The 19,942-nt window shown below is 65.2% G+C and carries 17 protein-coding genes; 1 reads left to right on the plus strand and 16 read right to left on the minus strand.

From position 1 onward, the window contains the following. Positions 1 to 26 precede the first annotated feature (26 nt). From ligA to rimP, 16 genes are all read right to left on the minus strand, one after another. Positions 27 to 2,144 carry an NAD-dependent DNA ligase LigA gene (gene ligA / locus J3E64_RS10870; protein ID WP_253342770.1) on the minus strand — a complete coding sequence of 706 codons (2,118 nt, stop codon included), beginning with the start codon at positions 2,142 to 2,144 and terminating at the stop codon, positions 27 to 29. A 290-nt stretch (positions 2,145 to 2,434) separates the two neighbouring features. Beyond that, the gene (gene recN, locus J3E64_RS10875) at positions 2,435 to 4,108 is read right to left on the minus strand and encodes a DNA repair protein RecN (RefSeq protein ID WP_253342771.1); all 1,674 of its coding nucleotides are present in this window, start codon (positions 4,106 to 4,108) and stop codon (positions 2,435 to 2,437) included. Positions 4,109 to 4,159: 51 nt separating this feature from the next. Then, positions 4,160 to 4,945: an outer membrane protein assembly factor BamD gene (locus J3E64_RS10880; protein WP_253342772.1), complete on the minus strand. Its 786-nt coding sequence runs from the start codon at positions 4,943 to 4,945 to the stop codon at positions 4,160 to 4,162. Positions 4,946 to 5,001: 56 nt separating this feature from the next. Continuing rightward, positions 5,002 to 6,021: a sensor histidine kinase gene (locus tag J3E64_RS10885; protein ID WP_253342773.1), complete on the minus strand. Its 1,020-nt coding sequence runs from the start codon at positions 6,019 to 6,021 to the stop codon at positions 5,002 to 5,004. A 163-nt stretch (positions 6,022 to 6,184) separates the two neighbouring features. Beyond that, positions 6,185 to 8,515, minus strand: a complete 2,331-nt coding sequence (gene pnp / locus J3E64_RS10890; RefSeq protein ID WP_253342774.1) for a polyribonucleotide nucleotidyltransferase — start codon at positions 8,513 to 8,515, stop codon at positions 6,185 to 6,187. Positions 8,516 to 8,690: 175 nt separating this feature from the next. Further along, the gene (rpsO, locus tag J3E64_RS10895) at positions 8,691 to 8,960 is read right to left on the minus strand and encodes a 30S ribosomal protein S15 (RefSeq protein WP_253342775.1); all 270 of its coding nucleotides are present in this window, start codon (positions 8,958 to 8,960) and stop codon (positions 8,691 to 8,693) included. Positions 8,961 to 8,977: 17 nt separating this feature from the next. Next, positions 8,978 to 9,886, minus strand: coding sequence for a tRNA pseudouridine(55) synthase TruB (gene truB / locus J3E64_RS10900; protein ID WP_253342776.1), 909 nt, complete (start codon positions 9,884 to 9,886; stop codon positions 8,978 to 8,980). A gap of 83 nt (positions 9,887 to 9,969) precedes the next feature. After that, complete coding sequence (locus J3E64_RS10905) at positions 9,970 to 10,548, minus strand: thymidine kinase (protein WP_253342777.1); 579 nt, start codon at positions 10,546 to 10,548, stop codon at positions 9,970 to 9,972. Between the two features lie 8 nt (positions 10,549 to 10,556). Then, a complete protein-coding gene (locus tag J3E64_RS10910; protein WP_253342778.1) occupies positions 10,557 to 11,453 on the minus strand; it encodes an alpha/beta fold hydrolase in 897 nt (298 codons plus the stop codon). A 79-nt stretch (positions 11,454 to 11,532) separates the two neighbouring features. Then, the gene (gene rbfA, locus J3E64_RS10915; protein ID WP_253342779.1) at positions 11,533 to 11,943 is read right to left on the minus strand and encodes a 30S ribosome-binding factor RbfA; all 411 of its coding nucleotides are present in this window, start codon (positions 11,941 to 11,943) and stop codon (positions 11,533 to 11,535) included. After that, the gene (locus J3E64_RS10920; protein WP_253342780.1) at positions 11,940 to 12,689 is read right to left on the minus strand and encodes a hypothetical protein; all 750 of its coding nucleotides are present in this window, start codon (positions 12,687 to 12,689) and stop codon (positions 11,940 to 11,942) included. Before J3E64_RS10920 ends, rbfA begins: the two co-directional genes overlap by 4 nt. A gap of 211 nt (positions 12,690 to 12,900) precedes the next feature. Continuing rightward, positions 12,901 to 15,480 (minus strand): translation initiation factor IF-2, encoded by a 2,580-nt coding sequence (gene infB, locus J3E64_RS10925; RefSeq protein WP_253342781.1) that lies wholly within the window; start codon positions 15,478 to 15,480, stop codon positions 12,901 to 12,903. Positions 15,481 to 15,538: 58 nt separating this feature from the next. Beyond that, complete coding sequence (locus J3E64_RS10930; protein WP_253342782.1) at positions 15,539 to 16,207, minus strand: DUF448 domain-containing protein; 669 nt, start codon at positions 16,205 to 16,207, stop codon at positions 15,539 to 15,541. Positions 16,208 to 16,270: 63 nt separating this feature from the next. Further along, complete coding sequence (locus tag J3E64_RS10935; RefSeq protein WP_253342783.1) at positions 16,271 to 16,504, minus strand: 4-oxalocrotonate tautomerase family protein; 234 nt, start codon at positions 16,502 to 16,504, stop codon at positions 16,271 to 16,273. A gap of 6 nt (positions 16,505 to 16,510) precedes the next feature. Then, a complete protein-coding gene (gene nusA / locus J3E64_RS10940) occupies positions 16,511 to 18,079 on the minus strand; it encodes a transcription termination factor NusA (protein ID WP_253342784.1) in 1,569 nt (522 codons plus the stop codon). Positions 18,080 to 18,093: 14 nt separating this feature from the next. Then, positions 18,094 to 18,618: a ribosome maturation protein RimP gene (gene rimP / locus J3E64_RS10945; RefSeq protein ID WP_253342785.1), complete on the minus strand. Its 525-nt coding sequence runs from the start codon at positions 18,616 to 18,618 to the stop codon at positions 18,094 to 18,096. A gap of 186 nt (positions 18,619 to 18,804) precedes the next feature. Between rimP and J3E64_RS10950 the strand changes: the two genes are divergently transcribed. Then, the gene (locus J3E64_RS10950) at positions 18,805 to 19,938 is read left to right on the plus strand and encodes a PQQ-dependent sugar dehydrogenase (RefSeq protein WP_253342786.1); all 1,134 of its coding nucleotides are present in this window, start codon (positions 18,805 to 18,807) and stop codon (positions 19,936 to 19,938) included. Positions 19,939 to 19,942 lie beyond the last annotated feature (4 nt).

Genomic DNA, 19,942 nt, shown 5'->3' on the forward strand with positions numbered 1-19,942 from the left:
ACGACATCCGACAGGGCCGCCCGGACTCAGCCGGCGGCCCTTACGATTTCGGCCCATGCCTCCTCGGTAATGACATCGATCCCGAGCGCGGTCGCCTGCTTCAATTTGCTGCCCGCCCCCGGCCCGGCCACGACCAGATCGGTCTTGGCGCTGACCGACCCGGCGGCCTTCGCACCCAGCCGTTCGGCCTGCGCCTTCGCCTCGTCGCGGCTCATGGTTTCCAGCTTGCCGGTGAATACAATCGTTTTGCCCGTCACCGCACTGGCGGTGGTTTCGACCACATAGTCGGGGGGAGAGACCTGCGAGAGCAGATCGTCCCACACTGCCTGATTATGGGGTTCGTGGAAAAAGTCCGCCAGCGCGTGGCCGACCGCCGCGCCGACATTCTCCACCCCGATAGTTTCGGCGATGGCCTTGTCGCGTTTGGCCTGAGTTTCCTCCGGGTCGGCGGCAGCACGCAGGGCGATGATCGCGTCCGCCAGTGTGCGGATGGCGGGCAGGCTGGTATAGCGTTTGAGCAAGTCGCGCGCCGTCACCGCGCCGACATGGCGGATGCCGAGGCCAAAGAGCAGGCGGGCGGCGTCGGGCTGGCGCTTGGCCTCGATGGCGGCGAGGAGATTGTCGACCGACTTTTCCTTCCACCCTTCCCGGCCGATAAGTTCATCGCGGCGCGCCTTAAGCCGGAAAATGTCGGCCGGTTCGGCGATCCAGCCCAGGTCCAGAAACTCCTGGATCGTCTTTTCGCCCAGCCCCTCAATATCCAGCGCGGCGCGGCTGACGAAATGGCGCAGCCGCTCGAACCGCTGGGCGGGACAGATCAGGCCGCCGGTGCAGCGATAATCGACCTCTCCCTCCTCCCGCACCGCTTCGGACTGGCATACCGGGCAATGGGTTGGAAAATCGAATGGATCCCGAGGTTCGTCGCGGGTCAGATTGTCGATCACCTGCGGGATGACGTCGCCCGCGCGCTGGACGACGATGCGGTCGCCGGGACGAACGCCAAGGCGGGCGATTTCGTCGGCATTGTGCAGCGTGACGTTGGACACGACGACGCCGCCCACCGTCACCGGCGTCAGGCGGCCGACCGGAGTCAGCTTGCCGGTGCGGCCGACCTGAATGTCGATGGCCTCCAGCGTGGTCTGCGCGCGTTCGGCGGGGAATTTGTGCGCGATGGCCCAGCGCGGCGCCTTGGCCACGAAGCCCAGACGCTGTTGCCAGTCGAGCCGGTCGACCTTGTAGACCACGCCGTCAATGTCGAAGGGCAGGTCGGCGCGGGCGGCTTCGATGGCGCGATAATGGGCGATGAGGGCATCGAGACTGTCGACGCAGGCCAGCATGTCGGACACGGGCAGGCCCCAGCCCGCGATTGCCTGCATGACGGCCAGTTGCGTATCGGCGGGCAGCGCGCTGTGGGCGCCCCATCCATGGGCCAGGAAGCGCAACGGCCGGCTGGCGGTGACGGCGGCATCCTTCTGCCGCAGCGACCCGGCGGCGGCGTTGCGCGGATTGGCGAACTGGCGCGCCTTTTCCGGGTCGTCCGCCTCGGCAAGCAGGCGCTGGTTGAGCGCCACGAAATCGGCCTTGGCCATATAGACCTCCCCCCGCACCTCGAACAGGTCGGGGATGTCCGGGCCGGTCAGCTTTTCAGGAATGTCGGCGATGGTGCGGACATTGGCGGTGACGTCTTCGCCCGTGGTGCCGTCGCCGCGGGTGGCGGCGAGGACCAATTCGCCCTTTTCGTAGCGCAGCGAGCAGGACAGGCCATCGATCTTGGGTTCGGCCGTCAGCGCTACGGGAGCGTCTTCGGGGAGCGCGAGGAAGCGGCGGACGCGGGCGATGAACTCGGCGATGTCCTCGTCCGAAAAGCCGTTGTCGAGGCTCATCATGCGGACGGCGTGCGGAACCTTCCCCAAGGCCGATGTCGCCGCCGCGCCGACCTGCGCATTCGGCGAATCCGCGCGCACGAGATGCGGAAACCGGGCTTCGAGCGCGTTATTCTCGCGGATCAGCGCGTCATAATCGGCGTCGCTGATCTCCGGCGCGTCCTGGTCATGATAGAGCCGGTTATGCCGCGCGACTTCCCTGGCAAGGCGCATCAGGCGGTTGGCGGCTTCGGCTTCTGTCATTTGCATGGGGTCGGTCATCGGCCTTCCGGCATATCATCAGGGTCACGGGTCGAAGTTCACACTGTCGTCGATGCGAATGCCGGTCCCGCAGGCCGATAGTCACACCCAAGCGCCTGTTACGTCACACCGGCGCGCCTGTCGCGTCCCGGCCGGGTCACGACCGGGTCCGGGCGAGGCCACGATAACGTCATCATTTCGCACAGATGGCGGGGCGGGACGGGCGGCTGCATCATGGGCAAAGCTAAGCAGAGCAAATCCTATTTGGGAAGGGACTTGGCGCGCCGACCTGGAGGTGGCGCCCCGGACGTTCACAGCTTCTCCAGCAAGCGATCCGCCTGCGCCCTGGCTTCGGCGGTGATTTCCGCGCCGGAGAGCATCCGGGCGATTTCCTCCCGGCGTTCGCGCTCACCCAATGCATGAACGCCGGTACGGGTGACGATATCCCCATTCTCGCTCGCGCTCGACTTTGCGATCAGCATATGACCAGCGCCGCGCGCCGCGACCTGCGGGCTGTGGGTGACCACAAGGATCTGGCTGCCCTGCGCGAGGCGGGACAGGCGTTCGCCGATTGCATCGGCCACGGCGCCGCCCACGCCCCGGTCGATCTCGTCGAAGATCAGCGTGTCCGCCCCGCCCCGTTCGGCAAGCGCAACCTTGAGCGCCAGGATGAAACGCGACAGTTCGCCGCCGCTCGCGATCTTCGCCAGCGGCGCAAAGGGCGCGCCGGGGTTAGTCGAGATTTCGAATTCCACCCGGTCCATGCCCTGCCCGCTCCACTGTCCTTCGTCCAGCGGCGCGACGACGGTGCGGAAACGGGCGGCGTCCAGCTTCAAGGGCGCGAGTTCGCCCGCCACAGCCGCGTCGAGGCGACCGGCGGCAAGTTGCCGTTCGGCCGACAGCGCCCGCGCAGCGGCGCGGTAGGCGGCATCCTTGCCGCGCACCTCCGCCTCCAGCGCGGCGATATGCCCTTCCCCGCCCTCGATCGCGGCAAGCCTGGCCGCCATTTCGTCGCACAGGGCGGCAAGGTCGTCGGGCGCGACCTGATGCTTGCGGGCCAGACCGCGCAGGTCGAACAGGCGGGTTTCCATGGCATCGAGCCGGGCGGGGTCGAAGCTGAGCGCCTCTACCGCCTCCGCCAGCCGATCCTCCGCCTCCCCCGCTTCCGCAACGGCGCGGTCCAGCGCATCGAGCACCGCGCCCAGCAGCGGCTCTTCCGCGGCGATCCGGTCCAACCGGCGCGCGGCCTGCCGCAACTGGGCCAGACCGCCGTCCGACCCGGTCAGGCAGTCGGCGATCGCCGACAGGTCGTCGGTCAGGCGCGCGCCCTTTTGCATGGTCGCGCGTTCCCCGGCCAGTGTCGCCTCCTCCCCCGGTTCGGGCGCGAATTTGCGCAGTTCGTCAACGGCGTGGGAAAGATAGTCGCGGTCGCGGGCGGCATGATCGACCGTTTCGCGCGCCTGCGCCAGCGCGGCGGCAGCGGTGCGCCAGGCACCATGGGCATCGGCCACGGCGGCGGAGTCGCAGCGCGCATAGCTGTCGAGCAGGGCGCGGTGGCCGCGCGGATTGAGCAGGCCGCGATCGTCGTGCTGGCCGTGGATTTCGACCAGCGATCCGCCCAGGTCGCGCAGCAGCGCGGCGGAACAGGGCTGGTCGTTGACGAAGGCGCGGCTGCCGCCGTCGGCCTTTACCGTGCGGCGGATGATCAGCGGTTCGCCCACATCCATGGCGATGTCGTTTTCCGCAAGCAGGGCGGCGGCGGGATGGGCGACGGGCAGGTCGAACGTCGCGACCACGCTGGCCTGCGCCGCCCCCGCGCGGACAAGGCCCGTGTCGGCGCGCGCGCCAAGCGCCAGCCCCAGCGAATCGAGCAGGATCGACTTGCCCGCCCCGGTTTCCCCGGTCAGGACCGAAAGGCCGGCGCCGAACTCCAGGTCCAGCGCCTCGATCAGCACCACATTGCGGATCGCGAGGCTCGTCAGCATGACGCGTTCCTACCCGTCAATGCACAAAAGGGGAACAGGGAAAGAAGGCCCTCAGGCCGTCGTGCCATGTTCCCGCATCAGCTTGTAGCTGCGCTCATACCATTTGGTGCCGGGATAGTTGCGGCCCAGCACGGCCGCCGCCTTCTGCGCTTCGGCCGGAATGCCGAGCGACAGATAGGATTCGACCAGACGCTCGAGCGCCTCGGGCGTGTGGGTGGTGGTCTGATATTTATCGACCACGGTGCGGAAGCGCAGCGTGGCGGCAAGCCATTGGCCCCGACGCTGGTAGAAACGGCCGATCTCCATTTCCTTGCCGGCGAGGTGATCGTTCACCAGGTCGACCTTCAACCGGGCATCGGCGGCGTAGCGCGTGTCGGGATAGCGGCGGATCAGTTCGCCCAGCGCATCCATCGCCTGCTGCGTGATCTTCTGGTCGCGGGTGACGTCGGCGATCTGCTCATAATAGCAGAGCGCGATCAGATAATAGGCGTAGGGCGCGTCCTTGTTGCCGGTATGGATCGACAGGAAGCGCTGCGCGGCCGAGATGGATTCGGCGTAGTCGCGGTTCATATAATAGCTGAACGCCGACATGAGCTGCGCCCGGCGCGCCCAGGGCGAATAGGGATGCTGGCGCTCCACCTCGTCGAACAGGGCGGCGGCGAGCTTGTACTGCCCGCGATCGAGCCGCGCCTTGCCGCTGTTGTAGAGGGTCGACACGTCGCGGGCGACATAGAGGGTGTCGGCCTTGTTCTTCGATGTCGAGCAGCCTGCGAGCAGGGCGGCCATGAGGAGCGGAGCGGTCGCCGCGCCGATGCGCGTCAGGTTTTTGGTCAGCATGGGGCGGGTCATAGCCCAGCGAAACGCCGCCGCCAAGCGGCAGAATGGCATGGGCGTCAACTGTCTTGGTCGGTCGGCAGGTCCAGCCGGGCCACGGCCCCCGCGCCGTCGCCGGGTTCCAGCGCGAAGCTGCCGCCCAATTGGGCCGCCAGAGCGGAAGCGATGCGCAAACCCAGGGATGTTCCCTCCCCGGGCTCAACGGGGCCGGCAAGCCCCCGGCCGTCATCGGCAACGCGCAGGCGCAATTCGCGCTCCCCGCGTTCCAGCACCACCGCGATGCTGCCCGGCCGATCCGCAAGGCCGTGTTCGATGGCGTTGCTGATCGATTCCGCGACGATCAGCGCCAGCGGGATCGCGATGTCCGATGCCAGCAGCACGCCGTCCGGCGCGGTCACGACAGCGCGGATATCCTCGCGCCCGCTGGCGTGCAGTATGTCGTCCGTCAGCGACGTGAGAAATATCCTGGCGTCCTGGCCCCCGGCCGACGGATCGTACAGCGTCCGGCTGATCCGCCCGATCAGGGCCAGCCGGGCCGCCGCGTCGTCCAGTCCCTTGCGTGCGACATCGTCGACGATATGCCGGCGTTGCAACGCCAGCAGGGCGGCCACCACCTGAAGATTGTTGGACACGCGGTGCTGCAATTCATGAAACAGCAGTTCGCGGTTTTCCGCCAGCGTCCGGCTGCGTTCCCGTTCGACGCCCAGGCTGTAGTTCGCGCGCTGCATGAACTGGATCAGCAGGATGTCGATCGCGACGACGCCGGTGTAGAACAGCATCGCCGTCGCGACGGCGGGATTCATGACGAAGCTGTGTGCGGGCGCGATGAAAAAATACCAGGACAGGATGCCGCAGACGAGCCCGGCGAAAATGCCGGGACGCACGCCGAACAGGAAGGACGAAAGGATGACCGCCGGGAAAAAGGTGACGAAGGGATAGCCGCCGGGCAGCAGCGGCTCGGCGGAGAAGCGCAACAACAGCCCGGCCGCGCAGAAGAGCGCCGTCAGCAGATAGGCATAAGCCGGCCGGTCGAGGACGAGCGGCAGCCGTTCGACGAACCGCTCATTTTTGCGTTGCATGGCTAATCCCGTTTGCCCATCGTTACAGTATCAGAACTTTACCGGGGTGCATTGATCGAGATTAGTCAATAGATGACGCGGCATAAAATAGGGGCGCCCGATACCCGGGCGCCCCTATTTCATTCTTTCCGATCGGGACCGCCCGGAAGCGGCCCCGCTGCTATCAATCCTGGGTCAGGAAATCGGGCAGACCGGCGCCCGAGCCGTCATCGTCGCCGCCCTTTCCTTCGGTGCGCGGACCGCGATCACGACGCGGGCCGCGATCACCACGACCCTCGCCGCCGCGGCCGCCACGGTCACCGCCGTCACGACGCGGGCCACGGCCGCGATCGCCACGGTCGCCGCGGTCGCCGCGCGGTTCACGCGGTTCGCGGGCCGGACGGGTGTCTTCCAGTTCCTCGCCGGTTTCCTGATCGACGACGCGCATCGACAGGCGGACCTTGCCGCGGGGATCGATCTCGAGGACCTTGACCTTCACTTCCTGGCCTTCCGACACGACGTCGGTCGGCTTTTCAACGCGCTCGTTGCGCATCTCGGACACGTGGACCAGGCCGTCCTTGCCGCCCATGAAGTTCACGAACGCGCCGAAATCGACGATGTTGACGACCTTGCCATTGTAGATCTTGCCGACTTCCGCTTCCTCGACGATGCCGAGAATCCACGCCTTAGCAGCTTCGATCTGGGCGATGTCGGACGAGCTGATCTTGATGATGCCTTCATCGTCAATGTCGACCTTGGCGCCGGTTTCCGCGACGATTTCGCGGATGACCTTGCCGCCGGTGCCGATGACGTCGCGGATCTTCGACTTGTCGATCTGGATCGTCTCGATACGCGGGGCGTGGGCCGACAGCTCGGTGCGGGTCGAGGACAGGGCCTTGCTCATTTCACCCAGGATATGGGCGCGGCCTTCCTTCGCCTGACGCAGCGCGACTTCGAAGATTTCCTGCGTGATGCCGGCGACCTTGATGTCCATCTGCATGGTGGTGATGCCGTTTTCCGTGCCCGCCACCTTGAAGTCCATGTCGCCGAGGTGATCCTCGTCGCCCAGGATGTCGGACAGGACGGCGAAATCCTTGCCTTCCAGGATCAGGCCCATGGCGATACCCGACACCGGACGCTTGAGCGGAACGCCCGCGTCCATCATCGAGAGCGAGCCGCCGCAGACCGTCGCCATCGACGAGGAGCCGTTGGATTCGGTGATGTCGGACAGGACGCGGATGGTGTAGGGGAACTCGTCCTTGCTGGGCAGCACGGGGTGCAGCGCACGCCATGCCAGCTTGCCATGGCCGACTTCGCGACGGCCCGGCGCGCCGAAGCGGCCGACTTCACCGACCGAATAGGGCGGGAAGTTATAGTGCAGCATGAAGTTTTCATAATGCAGGCCGGTCAGGCCGTCGATCATCTGCTCGGCGTCCTTGGTGCCCAGCGTGGTGGTGCAGATGGACTGCGTTTCGCCACGGGTGAACAGCGCCGAACCATGGGTGCGCGGCAGGAAGCCGACCATAGCCTCGATCGGGCGGATCTGCGTGGTGGTGCGACCGTCGATGCGCTTGCCGTCCTTCAGGATGGCGGTGCGGACGATTTCCGATTCCAGCTTCTTGGTGATCTTGATCCCGGCCATGACGGTCTGCGCGTCGAGGCCGTCGGCCGCGAACTGGGCCTTCGCCTTGGCACGGGCTTCATTGAGCGCGTTCGAGCGGGCGGACTTGTCGGTCAGCTTGTAGGCGGCCGCAATGTCCTTGCCGATCAGCTTGGTCAGCTTCTTCTTGAGATCGCCCAGATCGTCGCCCTTGGCGATGTCCCACGGGTCCTTGGCGGCCTGCTCGGCAAGCTTGATGATCGCTTCGACCACCTTCTTCGACGCGTCGTGGGCGAAGAGGACGGCGCCCAGCATGACGTCTTCGGACAGCTCCCTGGCTTCCGATTCGACCATCATCACTGCGTCATGGGTGGCGGCGACGACCAGGTCGAGCTCGCCTTCCTTGGCTTCGTCGAGCGAGGGGTTGAGCTGATATTCGCCGTCCTTGTACCCGACGCGGGCGGCGCCGATCGGACCCATGAAGGGCACGCCCGACAGGGTCAGGGCGGCCGACGCCGCGATCATCGCGACAATGTCGGGCTCGCTTTCGCCATCGAACGAAAGAACCTGCGCGATCACGTTGATTTCGTTATAGAAACCTTCGGGGAACAGCGGGCGGATCGGACGGTCGATCAGACGGCTGGTCAGCGTTTCCTTTTCGGTGGCGCCGCGTTCGCGCTTGAAGAAGCCGCCCGGAATGCGGCCGGCGGCGGAATATTTTTCCTGATAGTGAACGGTCAGCGGGAAGAAATCCTGCCCGTCCTTGACCGACTTGGCGGCGGTCACGGCGCACAGCACCACCGTCTCGCCATAGGTCGCCAGCACGGCGGCGTCGGCCTGACGCGCAATGCGACCGGTTTCGAGCGTCAGCGTCTTGCCGGCCAGCTCGATCGAAACTTTCTTTACATTAAACATGGTTTTTCCTTCGCCCGCCATGGCCCTATTGCCCGGCGGGGCCTCATCTGCGGACTAAACCGGTCCGCGACGGTTGCGGAGCAATTCCTGGCCCCTGACGGAATCGGACGCCGAATTGCGCCCGTCCCGGAATCGGAAACGGCCCCTTCGGGGGGCCGCTCCTTTGATAGCAGACTTACTTGCGCAGGCCCAGCTTGGCGATGAGGTCGGTATAGCGGCCCTCATCCTTCTTCTTCAGATAGTCCAGCAGCGAACGGCGCTTGTTGACCAGCATCAGCAGGCCGCGACGGCTGTGGTTATCCTTGTGATGACCCTTGAAATGCTCGGTCAGGTTGGAGATGCGTTCCGAGAGGATCGCAACCTGGACTTCCGGCGAACCGGTGTCGCCTTCGACGCGGGCATGTTCCTTGATCAGCGCTTCCTTGCGCTCGGCAGTGATCGACATCGGGCTTCCTTTCGTATCTAGAGATTGAAGCCGCGCACCACCCGAATGTCCGGGCCACTGGCCTGAACCAGCGCGACGGGCGTTTCGCCCTCCATCGCCAGTAGCAAGCCGGTATGCGGTTTCCCGACCAGCGCCTTCCCCTGTCGGAGAGCCAGCGCTTCATCGGGAGTGACGGGGAGAGCCGGGATGTCGTCCAGCCCCGCCGTCAACGGCAGCATAAGCTGCACGATGCCGCCGCCCCTAGCAGCTTCGTCCAGTTTGTCCAGCGAAATCGCGGATTGCAGGCTGAACGGGCCGGCCTTCACGCGGCGCAGCATGGTGACATGGCCGACCGTGCCGAGCGCCAGCGCGATGTCGCGCGCGAGCGAGCGGATATAGGTGCCCTTGGAGACATGGGCGGCAAGGGTCACGGACGCCAGGGCGTCCCCCGTCCCGTCCTGCCCGACGAAATCGAGCGCGTGGATCGTGACCGCGCGCATCTTCATCTCCACCGCCTCCCCCTTGCGGGCCAGGTCGTAGGCGCGCTGGCCGTCGATCAGGATCGCGCTGTAGGCGGGCGGCGCCTGCTCGATCGGGCCGGTGAAGCGCGGCAGGATTGCCTCTACATCCGCGGGCGTGGGTCGATGATCGCTATGGGCGACCGGCTTTCCTTCGAGGTCGAGCGTGTCGGTCTGCACCCCGAAGGCCAGGGTAAAATCATAGATCTTGTCGCTGTCCAGCATTCGCCCGGCGAGCTTCGTCGCCTCCCCCACCGCGATGGGCAGCACCCCGGTCGCCAGCGGATCGAGCGTGCCGCCATGGCCGACTTTCCACTTCTGCGTCCCGCCCGATATCTCCCTTTGGGTGCGCAGCGCGCGCTTGACAGCGCTCACCGCCTGCGTGGAACCCAGGCCATGCGGTTTGTCGAGAATGATCCAGCCGTGCATGGCGGCGGCCCTTATCCCGGCACGGTCGGCCTGTCACGCCATTCATGGGCCGGAACGGGCGGCGGCGCGAGCAGCCCGGGACGTCAGCCGCGCATCTGCGCCATGAAATGCCTGCGGCACAGCGCCACATAGCGGTCATTGCCGCCGATTTCCGTCTGTGCGCCGGCACGAATGGCCCGCCCCTGCCCGTCGACGCGCAGGTTCATCGTCGCCTTGCGCCCGCATTCGCACACCGTCTTGATCTCGTTGAGCGTGTCGGCAAGGCCAAGGAGGTGCGCACTGCCTTCGAACAGTTCGCCCTGAAAATCGGTGCGCAAGCCATAGCAGAGCACAGGCACGTCCAGTTCGTCACACACCCGCCCAAGGTCCCGCACCTGCGCACGGGTGAGGAACTGGGCTTCGTCCACCAGCACGCAGGACAGCGGCGCGTCATTATGGCGACCGGCGATCGCGGCGAACATGTCGACATGGGGTTCGAACAGATGGGCCGGCGCCTCCAGCCCGATGCGCGACACGATCCGCCCCCGGCCGTATCGGTCGTCCAGCCCGGCGGTCCACAGCATGGTGTCCATGCCCCGCTCGCGATAGTTGAAGTCCGATTGCAGCAGGGTCGTCGATTTCCCTGCATTCATCGAGCTGTAGTAGAAATAGAGCTTGGCCATGCCGCGCTTCAGCGAATGACCGGCGCGACGCCCGCCAGGAAGCGGACCAGCGCGTCGGCGAGCGCGATGCGCTGGTCCGAAAAGCTGTGGTCGGTGGGCCACACCATCAGGCGCGCGCGCGGATTTGCACCCTGCGCGTCGGCGGCCGCGCGACGCGCCATGGCGCCGATGCCCCGTTCCGCGCCGATGATGCTGAGCGGGCGACGGCCATAGCCGGCGAGCTGGCGTCCCAGATCGAATTTCTGACCGTTTTCGCGGATTTCGCCGGTCAGGCCGTCATAGGTCGCGCCGTGAAGCGGTGGCAGGTCACTCGCCACCTCCGCCTTCCAGCCCGCTTCGCCCTCCGGGGTGGCGAGCGCCGCGACGGTCTGGGCCGGGTCCCACGGATCGATCAGGAACAGGCCCGCGACGCGCGGTTCGGCCGCCGCCGCCTCCGCCGCCATGAACCCGCCCATGCTGTGCCCGGCAACTACGATGGCGCTGGTATCGATGCCATATTTGGCGACGGTCGCGGACTGCTGGAGAAATTGCAGCGCGGCGAAGGCGTCCTGCCCCGCATGGGTGAAGGAAAAGACGCCGGGACTGCCCCAGGAGCCGCGATAATGGAGCGTCAAAACATTCCACCCCGCCCGGCGGGCGGCCTGCGCCAGGTCCAGATTCTGCTCATTGCCGGGAAAGCCGTGGAGCAGCAGGAGGGTCGGATGCAGCCCGCCGCCCGAGGGCGTGTACATGACCGCATTCATGGCGCCGTCCTCGACCGGGATGACGAAGGCGCTCATGCCGGCGGGATGCGCGGCGTCCGGCGCGGGATCGCTCGTGACCGCCGGGTGGATGGCGGGTTCCCGGGCAAGGACGGGTGCCGCCCCTGCCAGCAGAGCCGCCGCGAAAATGCCGACCGTCTTCATGCGCCTGTCCCCCCTTGTCCGGATATGGGCAAGACGCTGTTAGCGCCGCGGCACAGTCGCGTCGACCGGCAAGGGCTGCTTATTCGACGTCCTCGTCCGACGCCAGGTCGCGGGCGACCTTCGGATCGCGGAGCAGCTTGTCGATATGGCTGCCCTCGTCGAAGCTCTCATCCGAGAGGAATTTGAGCTTCGCCGCATATTTGAGGCGAATGCGATGGGCGACTTCGCGCTGGAGATAGGCGGTGTTGGTGCGCAGCGCCTTGAGCACGGCCTCCTCATCCTGCCCCAGCAGCGACTTCACAAACACGGTGGCATGGCGCAGGTCGGGCGACATGCGCACTTCGGTGATACTGACGACATGCCGGGTCAGCACATCGTCATGCACGTCGCCGCGCTGGAGAATGTCCGACAGGACATGGCGCACCTGTTCCCCCACGCGGAGGAGGCGGACGGAGGGACTGCTATTTTGAGATTGATCGTTTCCCATCATCGTCCAGCCCTCTGATGAGCTACCAAGGCATTCATAAACGCCCTAGCCTCTGGCGTGGAATACAAACCAATTATAAAAGGCGATGCAACGACCACATCATCTTCCCTATACTTGATCGATGCAAATCCACCCACATTTGTAGACCCCCTCCTCATTTCAACTCCAGCTGTTGCAGTGGTCAAAAAACGAGGGTCGTAAGGCATAACAAATTTTATATTTCCCGACTTCGCGTAAATTTGTGGTGCATTTTCGATATCAGATATGTCACGCTCTGAACGATCACGAGCTTCCTTAGGCCCATTCCGAGTTCTAAACCTTCCCTCGAATGACACTACTAGACCCGTTGGATCAGCAAACATTTTTATCGCTTCTTGCCATTGTAACGCGGGAAACCGCATTTGAGCGATAATGCGCCTAAGGCTATTTAATTCCGGCGCGATATAACCTTCCCCCGGAATACCATCATCAAAATACGTAGGTAGTTCCAATGGTTGCTTCGTCAAGGCAATCAAATGATGCAGTCGCGGGATATTCATAAATATCAAACTACTAACGCAATTATCTCGCACTGATTCGGATAGCCGAAACAACCTATCTTGGGCCGCAGCCTCCGAGGCTTTCTTCCATATTTTCAGAAGGGATACTGGAAAATCGACCCCCTTATTTTTATCAATCAATGAGGCACAGTTTTCGCACAGCCATAGGCCATTTTCTAAGCTATGTCGTTCGGCGTCAGTTTGGCTCAAATCGTACCGAGCTCCTCCAGGACTAGCGCTACAAATATGCGCCGCTTGACCTAGAATGATCGCCTTTGTGGCCTGTGCTTCACTTGGCCCAAAAGTCTCTCTACCACAGTCGGGCCGAGAGCACTTGCCCCCGGCCCGCAACATGAGCGCTCGAATAACTTCGGGAGAGAAGTGACCTCTGCGCTTCGCCATTCTCAGCTACTCGAATACGTTACAGCGTGCGCTGGCGCTCTTCGACCTCGAAGAGTTCCAGCATGTCGCCGGGCTTGATGTCGTTCGTGTCCTGAAGGACCGCGCCGCATTCCATGCCGGCGCGGACTTCGGAGACATCGTCCTTGAATCGACGCAGCGACGCGATGTTGGTGCGCGATACGATGACATCCTCGCGGGTAAGGCGGGCGGCCAGACCCTTGCGAATGATGCCGTCGAGGACGAGCAGACCGGCGGCCTTGTCCTTCTTGCCCGCCGGGAACACCTGAAGCACCTCGGCCCGGCCGACGACCGTTTCGATGCGTTCGGGGGCGAGCTGGCCCGCCATTTCGCCGCGCACTTCCTCAAGCAGGTCGTAGATCACGTCATAGTAACGCAGGCTGATCTTCTCGCGCTCGGCAAGCTGGCGCGCCTTGGCATTGGGACGCACGTTGAAGCCGATCAGCGGCGCGCGGCTGGCGGCGGCCAGCGTGACGTCGCTTTCGGTGATCGCGCCGACGCCCGAATGCAGGATGCGGACCTTGATCTCGTCGGTCGAGATGCGGTTGAGCGAGGACACGATCGCTTCGACCGAGCCCTGCACGTCGCCCTTCACGACCAGCGGATATTCGATGACCTGGGTGTTGAGCGCGGAGAACATATGTTCGAAGCTGGTCGGTGCGGCGGTCGTGCGCTTGCGCGTCGCCTGTTCCTGACGATAGGCCGCGACCTCACGCGCGCGCGCCTCATTCTCGACGACCGTCATCTGGTCGCCCGCCAAGGGAACGCCCGACAGGCCCAGCACCTCGACCGGAGTCGACGGGCCGGCGACCTTTACCTGCTGCCCCTTGTCGTTGATCATCGCACGGACCTTGCCGCTTTCGGCGCCGATCACGAACGTGTCGCCGACCTTGAGCGTGCCGCGCCGCACCAGAACGGTCGCGACCGCGCCCCGGCCCTTGTCGAGCTGCGCCTCGACCACCGTGCCTTCGGCATCGCGGTCGGCGTTGGCAACCAGTTCGAGCAGTTCCGACTGGAGCAATATCTTGTCCAGCAGCGTGTCCAGGCCGGTTTTCTTGAGCGCGGACACTTCCACGTCCTGCGTCTCGCCGCCCATGTCCTCGACAACCACCTCATGTTCCAGCAGGCGTTCGCGAATGCGCTGCGGGTTCGCGTCGGGCTTGTCGCATTTATTGATCGCGACGATCATCGGCACGCCGGCCGCCTTGGTATGGTTGATCGCCTCGATCGTCTGCGGCATCAGCCCGTCGTCGGCCGCCACCACCAGAATGACGATGTCGGTGACGTTGGCGCCGCGCGCACGCATTTCCGAGAAGGCCTCATGCCCCGGCGTATCCAGGAAGGTGATGAGGTCGCCATTCTTCGCCTTGATCTGGTAGGCGCCGATATGCTGGGTGATGCCGCCGCTTTCGCCCGACACCACATTGGTGCCGCGCAGCGCGTCGAGCAGCGACGTCTTGCCATGGTCGACATGGCCCATGATGGTGACGACCGGCGGCCGCGCCTTGAGCGTTTCGGGCGCATCGGGTTCGCCGCTCATGCCGATTTCGACGTCCGCTTCCGACACGCGCTGGATGCGATGGCCGAATTCCTCGACCAGCAGTTCGGCGGTGTCCTGATCGATCGGCTGGTTGAGCGTGACCGCCATGCCCATCTTGAACAGCGACTTGACCAGATCCGCGCCCTTTTCGGCCATGCGGTTGGCCAGTTCCTGCACCGTGATGCTTTCGGGCACCACGACGTCGCGGACCTGCTTCTCGCGCGGCTGGCTGGAGCCGCCGAAGTGCGAGCGGCGTTCCTTTTCGCGGGCGCGCTTGAGCGCCGCGAGGCTGCGTGCGCGCGCACTGTCGTCGTCCGACAGGGCGCGGGTGACGGTCAGCTTGCCGGACTGGCGACGATTATCGTCGCCGCGCTTGGCGCGCTCGGGCTTCGCCGGTTCGGGACGCTTGGCCGGCGTGACCGGCGTGAAACGACGGGGCGGCGGCGCGGCGGCCGTCGCGGACGCGGCCGGGGCGGCGGCATCCGGCTGCGCGGTTTCGGTCGGGGCGGCTTCGGTCGGGGCGGCGGCAGGCGCCTCCTCCGCTGCGGGAGCGGCGGCCGGTTGCTCGGCCTCGACCGGATCGGCTTCGCGCACGGCCTCGGCTGCGGCGGCCTGACGATTCTCCTCCGCCCGGCGCTTTTCCTCTTCGCTCGCGGCCTGGCGTTCGGCCTCCTCGCGGCGACGCGCTTCCTCCAGCGCGGTCATGCGGGCTTCCTCGGCCTCGCGCAGCAGCTTTTCCTGCAATTCCTTGCGGGACAGCATCGTCGTCGGCGCTGCCGGGCGCGGCGCGGGCGCGGGCGGCGCCGGGCGCGGCGGCGGAGCGCTGGGCGCGGGGGTGGGATCAGCCTGGGGCGTGGCCGCAGGCTGGGCACCGGTCGCCTCACCAGGCTTGCCCAAGATACGGCGCCGCTTCACCTCGACCACGACCGTATTCTTGCGGCCATGGCTGAACTGCTGCTGCACCTGACCGGATTCGACCGTCCGCTTGATACCCAGCGGCTTGCGGCCCAGAACCGGCTTGTCTTCCTTGCTGTCACTCATACGACTGAACTATACCCTTCACTTCCGCTCCGGCCGGAAAAGGCCCGCCGGCGCCTTATTATGATGGCTGACCGACGCCCGGCGCATCGGTGGAGACAGTCTCCCCCTGCACGGGCGCTCCGGTAGCGCAACCCAGATAGCTTTCCAAGCGGCCTATGGCCGCGCGCAGGCGCGAAGCAGCGCGCGAGTCGGTCACCGCGATATGGACGACATTGTCCCGCCCCATTGCCATAGATAGGGCATTCCGGTCCACAGGCAAGGTGATACCGGCAAGATCCGTGCCTTCCGCTTCCCGTCCCACGCGCAAAGCCTGGTCCAGCTTGCGGTTGCCGTCGGCGGCGGCATCGGCGGCATGGAGCAGCAGTTCGACCTGTCCCTTGCGACAGGCGACGTCGATCTTTTCCGATCCGGTCAGCAGCATGGACGCCCGCGCCTCCAGCCCCAGCCGGTCCAGCAACGCCTTGCGCAGCCCGTCCTCGATCATGGCGGGCAGCGTGTCGGGGATGGCGAGGTCACCGTCCTTGAAGGCGCGGGCCAGCGCGCCCCTGAGCTTTCCCTTCGCCAGCGCCGTTTCAAGATCGGCGCGCGACACGCCGATCCAGGCACCGCGCCCGGGCGCCTTGGCGCGCAGGTCGGGCAGGACCTGACCTTCCGGGCCGACGGCCAGCCGGATCAGGCGTTCGGGGTCGGCGCGGTCGCCGGTCAGGATGCATTTGCGTTCGGTCATGCGCGCTCCTCCGCCAGAACGGAAGAAACAGCAAGGCCAACGCTATGAGGAGCGCCTATTCTCTCATCGGGGAGTGTCCGCGGCATGGGCGTCCTCCCTGTGTCGAGGGGCGGCGCGGTCGGCGAGCAACTGCCCGCCGGCCGCGTAATTTTCCGTCGGGATTTCCGAGATCACAACCTGAACGGCAGCCGCCGGCTTGCCCAGCCGCTCCACGAGCGACCGGGTGACGTCAGCGACGATCGCGGCTTTCTGCTCGCGGGTCGCGCTGCCGGCCAGGCGGATGTCGACAAAAGGCATGGGGGCTCAGGCTTCCTCTTCGAACCAGTGGGCGCGCGCGGCCATGATGATCTCATTGCCCTGTTCGTCCGACAGGCCGTAGGCCGCGAGCACACCGCCCTTGTCCTCCGACGTCTCGCTCTTGCGGCGGCGCGGATCGACACGCTTTTTCTGCACCAGTTCGTCGGTGGCGAGATCGGCCAGATCGTCCAGCGTCCTGATGCCCGCCTTGCCGAGCGTGACCAGCATCGCTTCGGTCAGGTGCGGCATGTCGGCCAGCGCATCCTCGACGCCCAGCGCCCGGCGCTCTTCGCGTGCGGCGGCCTCGCGGCGTTCCAGCGCTTCCTGCGCACGGCTCTGAAGCTCGGCGGCCAGTTCCTCGTCGAAACCCTCGATCGAGGCGAGCTCGTCAACCTCGACATAGGCGACTTCCTCAAGCTCGCCGAAGCCTTCCGCCACAAGGAGCTGCGACAATGTTTCGTCGACGTCGAGTTCGTTCTGGAACATTTCGGAGCGCTGGATGAATTCCTTCTGGCGCTTCTCCGATGCGTCGGCCTCGGTCATGATGTCGATGGCCTTGCCGGTCAGCTGGCTGGCGAGGCGGACATTCTGGCCGCGACGGCCAATGGCGAGGCTGAGCTGATCGTCGGGGACGACGACCTCGATCCGCTCTTCTTCCTCGTCGATGACGACGCGGGCGACCTGCGCGGGCTGAAGCGCGTTGACCACGAAAGTCGCGGTGTCCTCGCTCCAGGGGATGATGTCGATCTTCTCGCCCTGCATTTCCTGCACGACGGCCTGCACGCGGCTGCCCTTCATGCCGACGCAGGCGCCGACGGGGTCGATGCTGCTGTCGCGGCTGATCACGCCGATCTTGGCGCGGCTGCCCGGATCGCGCGCGGCCGCCATGATCGTGATGACGCCATCGTAGATTTCGGGGACTTCCTGCGCGAACAGCTTCTTCATGAATTCGGGATGCGCGCGGCTGAGGAAAATCTGCGGGCCACGATTTTCGCGGCGGACGTTAAGCACGACCGAACGGATGCGGTCGCCCACGCGGACGACCTCGCGCGGAATCTGCTGATCGCGGCGGATGACGCCCTCGGCACGACCGAGATTGACGACGACATGGCCGAATTCGACCGACTTGACGACGCCGGTGATGATCTCGCCCACGCGGTCCTTATATTCCTCATACTGACGCTCGCGCTCGGCGTCGCGGACCTTCTGGAAGATCACCTGCTTGGCGGACTGGGCGTCGATACGGCCCAGGTCGATGGCGGGCAGCGGGTCAACGATGAAGTCGCCGATCACGGCGTCCTTCTTCAGCTTCTGCCCCTGCTTGAGGTCGACCTGCTTGAAATAATCCTCGACCACCTCGACCACCTCGACGACGCGCCACAGGCGCAGGTCGCCGCTGTCGGGATCGAGCTTGGCGCGAATGTCGTTCTCGGCGCCGTAGCGGGCACGCGCGGCGCGCTGGATCGCGTCTTCCATCGCCTCGATGACGATGGCCTTGTCGATCATCTTCTCGCTCGCCACCGAATTGGCGATCGCGATCAGCTCGGCCTTGTTGGCGGAAATGGCGTTGGCCATGTCGTTACGAACCCTTATTCCTCGGTTTCAAAGTCGTCCGCCCCTTCGGAAGAGAGCGGCATGGTAGCAGAAATCAGACGGTCGGTCAGCACCAGCTTCGCGTCGCCCACCAGCGCAAAGGGGATGACGACATCGCCGGCCTTCGCGTCCGTGAAAAGAATGTCGTCGCCCTGCACGCCGTTCAGCGTGCCGCGAAACGCCTTGCGCCCCGACACGACCTCGGTCGCGGCGATCTTCGCCTCATGCCCGGCCCATTCCTGAAAGTCGTGGAGACGGGTAAGCGGCCGGTCGATGCCGGGCGAGCTGACTTCCAGGCGATAGGCTTCCTCGATCGGATCGACCTCGTCCAGCACATCCGAGAGGCGGCGCGAAATGGTGGCGCAATCCTCGATGACAAGCTGCTTCGTCCTGGGGTCTTCCGCCATGATCTGAAGCGTGTGGTCCTCGCCCGACCCGAAAAGCTTGATGCGCACAAGGTCGAAGCCCAAAGCCTTCACCTCGGGTTCGATCAGCGCAGTCAGTTCGGCGATGTCCGCCATGCGGTCTCCAGACAAGAATGTGCAACCTCACGCCGCCGCGAGCATCTGCCCGCGACCCCGACATGTTTGACGATGTAAGGAAGCAGGGCGGATATAGGCGGGGTGCGGGAAATCTGCAACAATATTCGTTGCGACACATTATTCCCGCATATCGGCCCACGCCGTCCTGCCGAAATGGAGACAGAGATGCGTTACCTATCCGCCGCCGCCCTGCCGCTCATCCTGATCGCCTGTTCCGCCGACGACGCCACCGGGCAGGCCGCGCCGTCCCCGGACAAGCCGTTCAAGACGTCGGTGATCGCCGATTTCGATTCGCCCTGGGCAATGACATTCCTGCCGGACGGGCGCGCGCTGGTGACGGAGAAGGCGGGCGAGATGATCCTGTTCGATCCCGGGAACGGCACGAAAATTCCGGTCGCGGGCATCCCGAAAGCAGACAGCGCAGGGCAAGGCGCGCTGATGGACGTGGTCCTCTCGCCGACTTTCGCGAAGGACAAGGGGGTCTATTTCAGCTTTTCCGAAGAGCGCGACGGAGTGAAGGGCGTGGCACTGGCCAAGGGCGCCTTCGAGCAGGCGAGTGACGGCACGACGAAACTGGACGGCGTACAGATCATCTTCCGCGCCAGCCCCTATGTCGACGGCGATGGCCATTATTCGGGCCGCATCGCCTTCGCGCCGGACGGAAAATATCTCTTCTTCACCAATGGCGAGCGGCAGAAGTTCGATCCGGCGCAAGACCCCAAGTCGACGCTGGGCAAGGTGCTGCGCCTAAACCTGGACGGCACACCGGCCGCGGGCAATCCGCTGAGCGCCCAGGGCTTCCACCCCGCCATCTGGTCCTACGGCCATCGCAACCTGCTCGGCATCGCCTTCGACAAGGACGGGCGCCTGTGGGAACAGGAAATGGGGCCGAAGGGCGGCGACGAGGTCAATCTCATCAAGCCCGGCCTCAACTATGGCTATCCCAAAGTGTCGAACGGCAGCCATTATGACGGCCGCGACATTCCCGACCATGCGCCGGGCGACGGGTTCGAGGCACCCAACGTCTGGTGGAATCCGGTGATCTCGCCCGGCGGCCTGCTCTATTATTCCGGCGATCTCTTTCCGCAGTGGAAAAACTCGCTGTTCATCGGCGGCCTGTCGAGCCAGAGCCTGGTCCGCGTGAAGCTGGACGGCGACAGGGCGGAAAAGGCCGACCAGTGGGACATGGGCGCCCGCATCCGCGAAGTCGAACAGGGACCGGACGGCGCGCTTTGGCTGCTGGAAGATGGCGGCAAGGGGTCGCAGGGCAGGATGCTGAAGCTGACGCCCGCATCCTGACCTG

The organism is Sphingobium sp. OAS761, assembly GCF_024168485.1.
GTDB lineage: Bacteria > Pseudomonadota > Alphaproteobacteria > Sphingomonadales > Sphingomonadaceae > Sphingobium.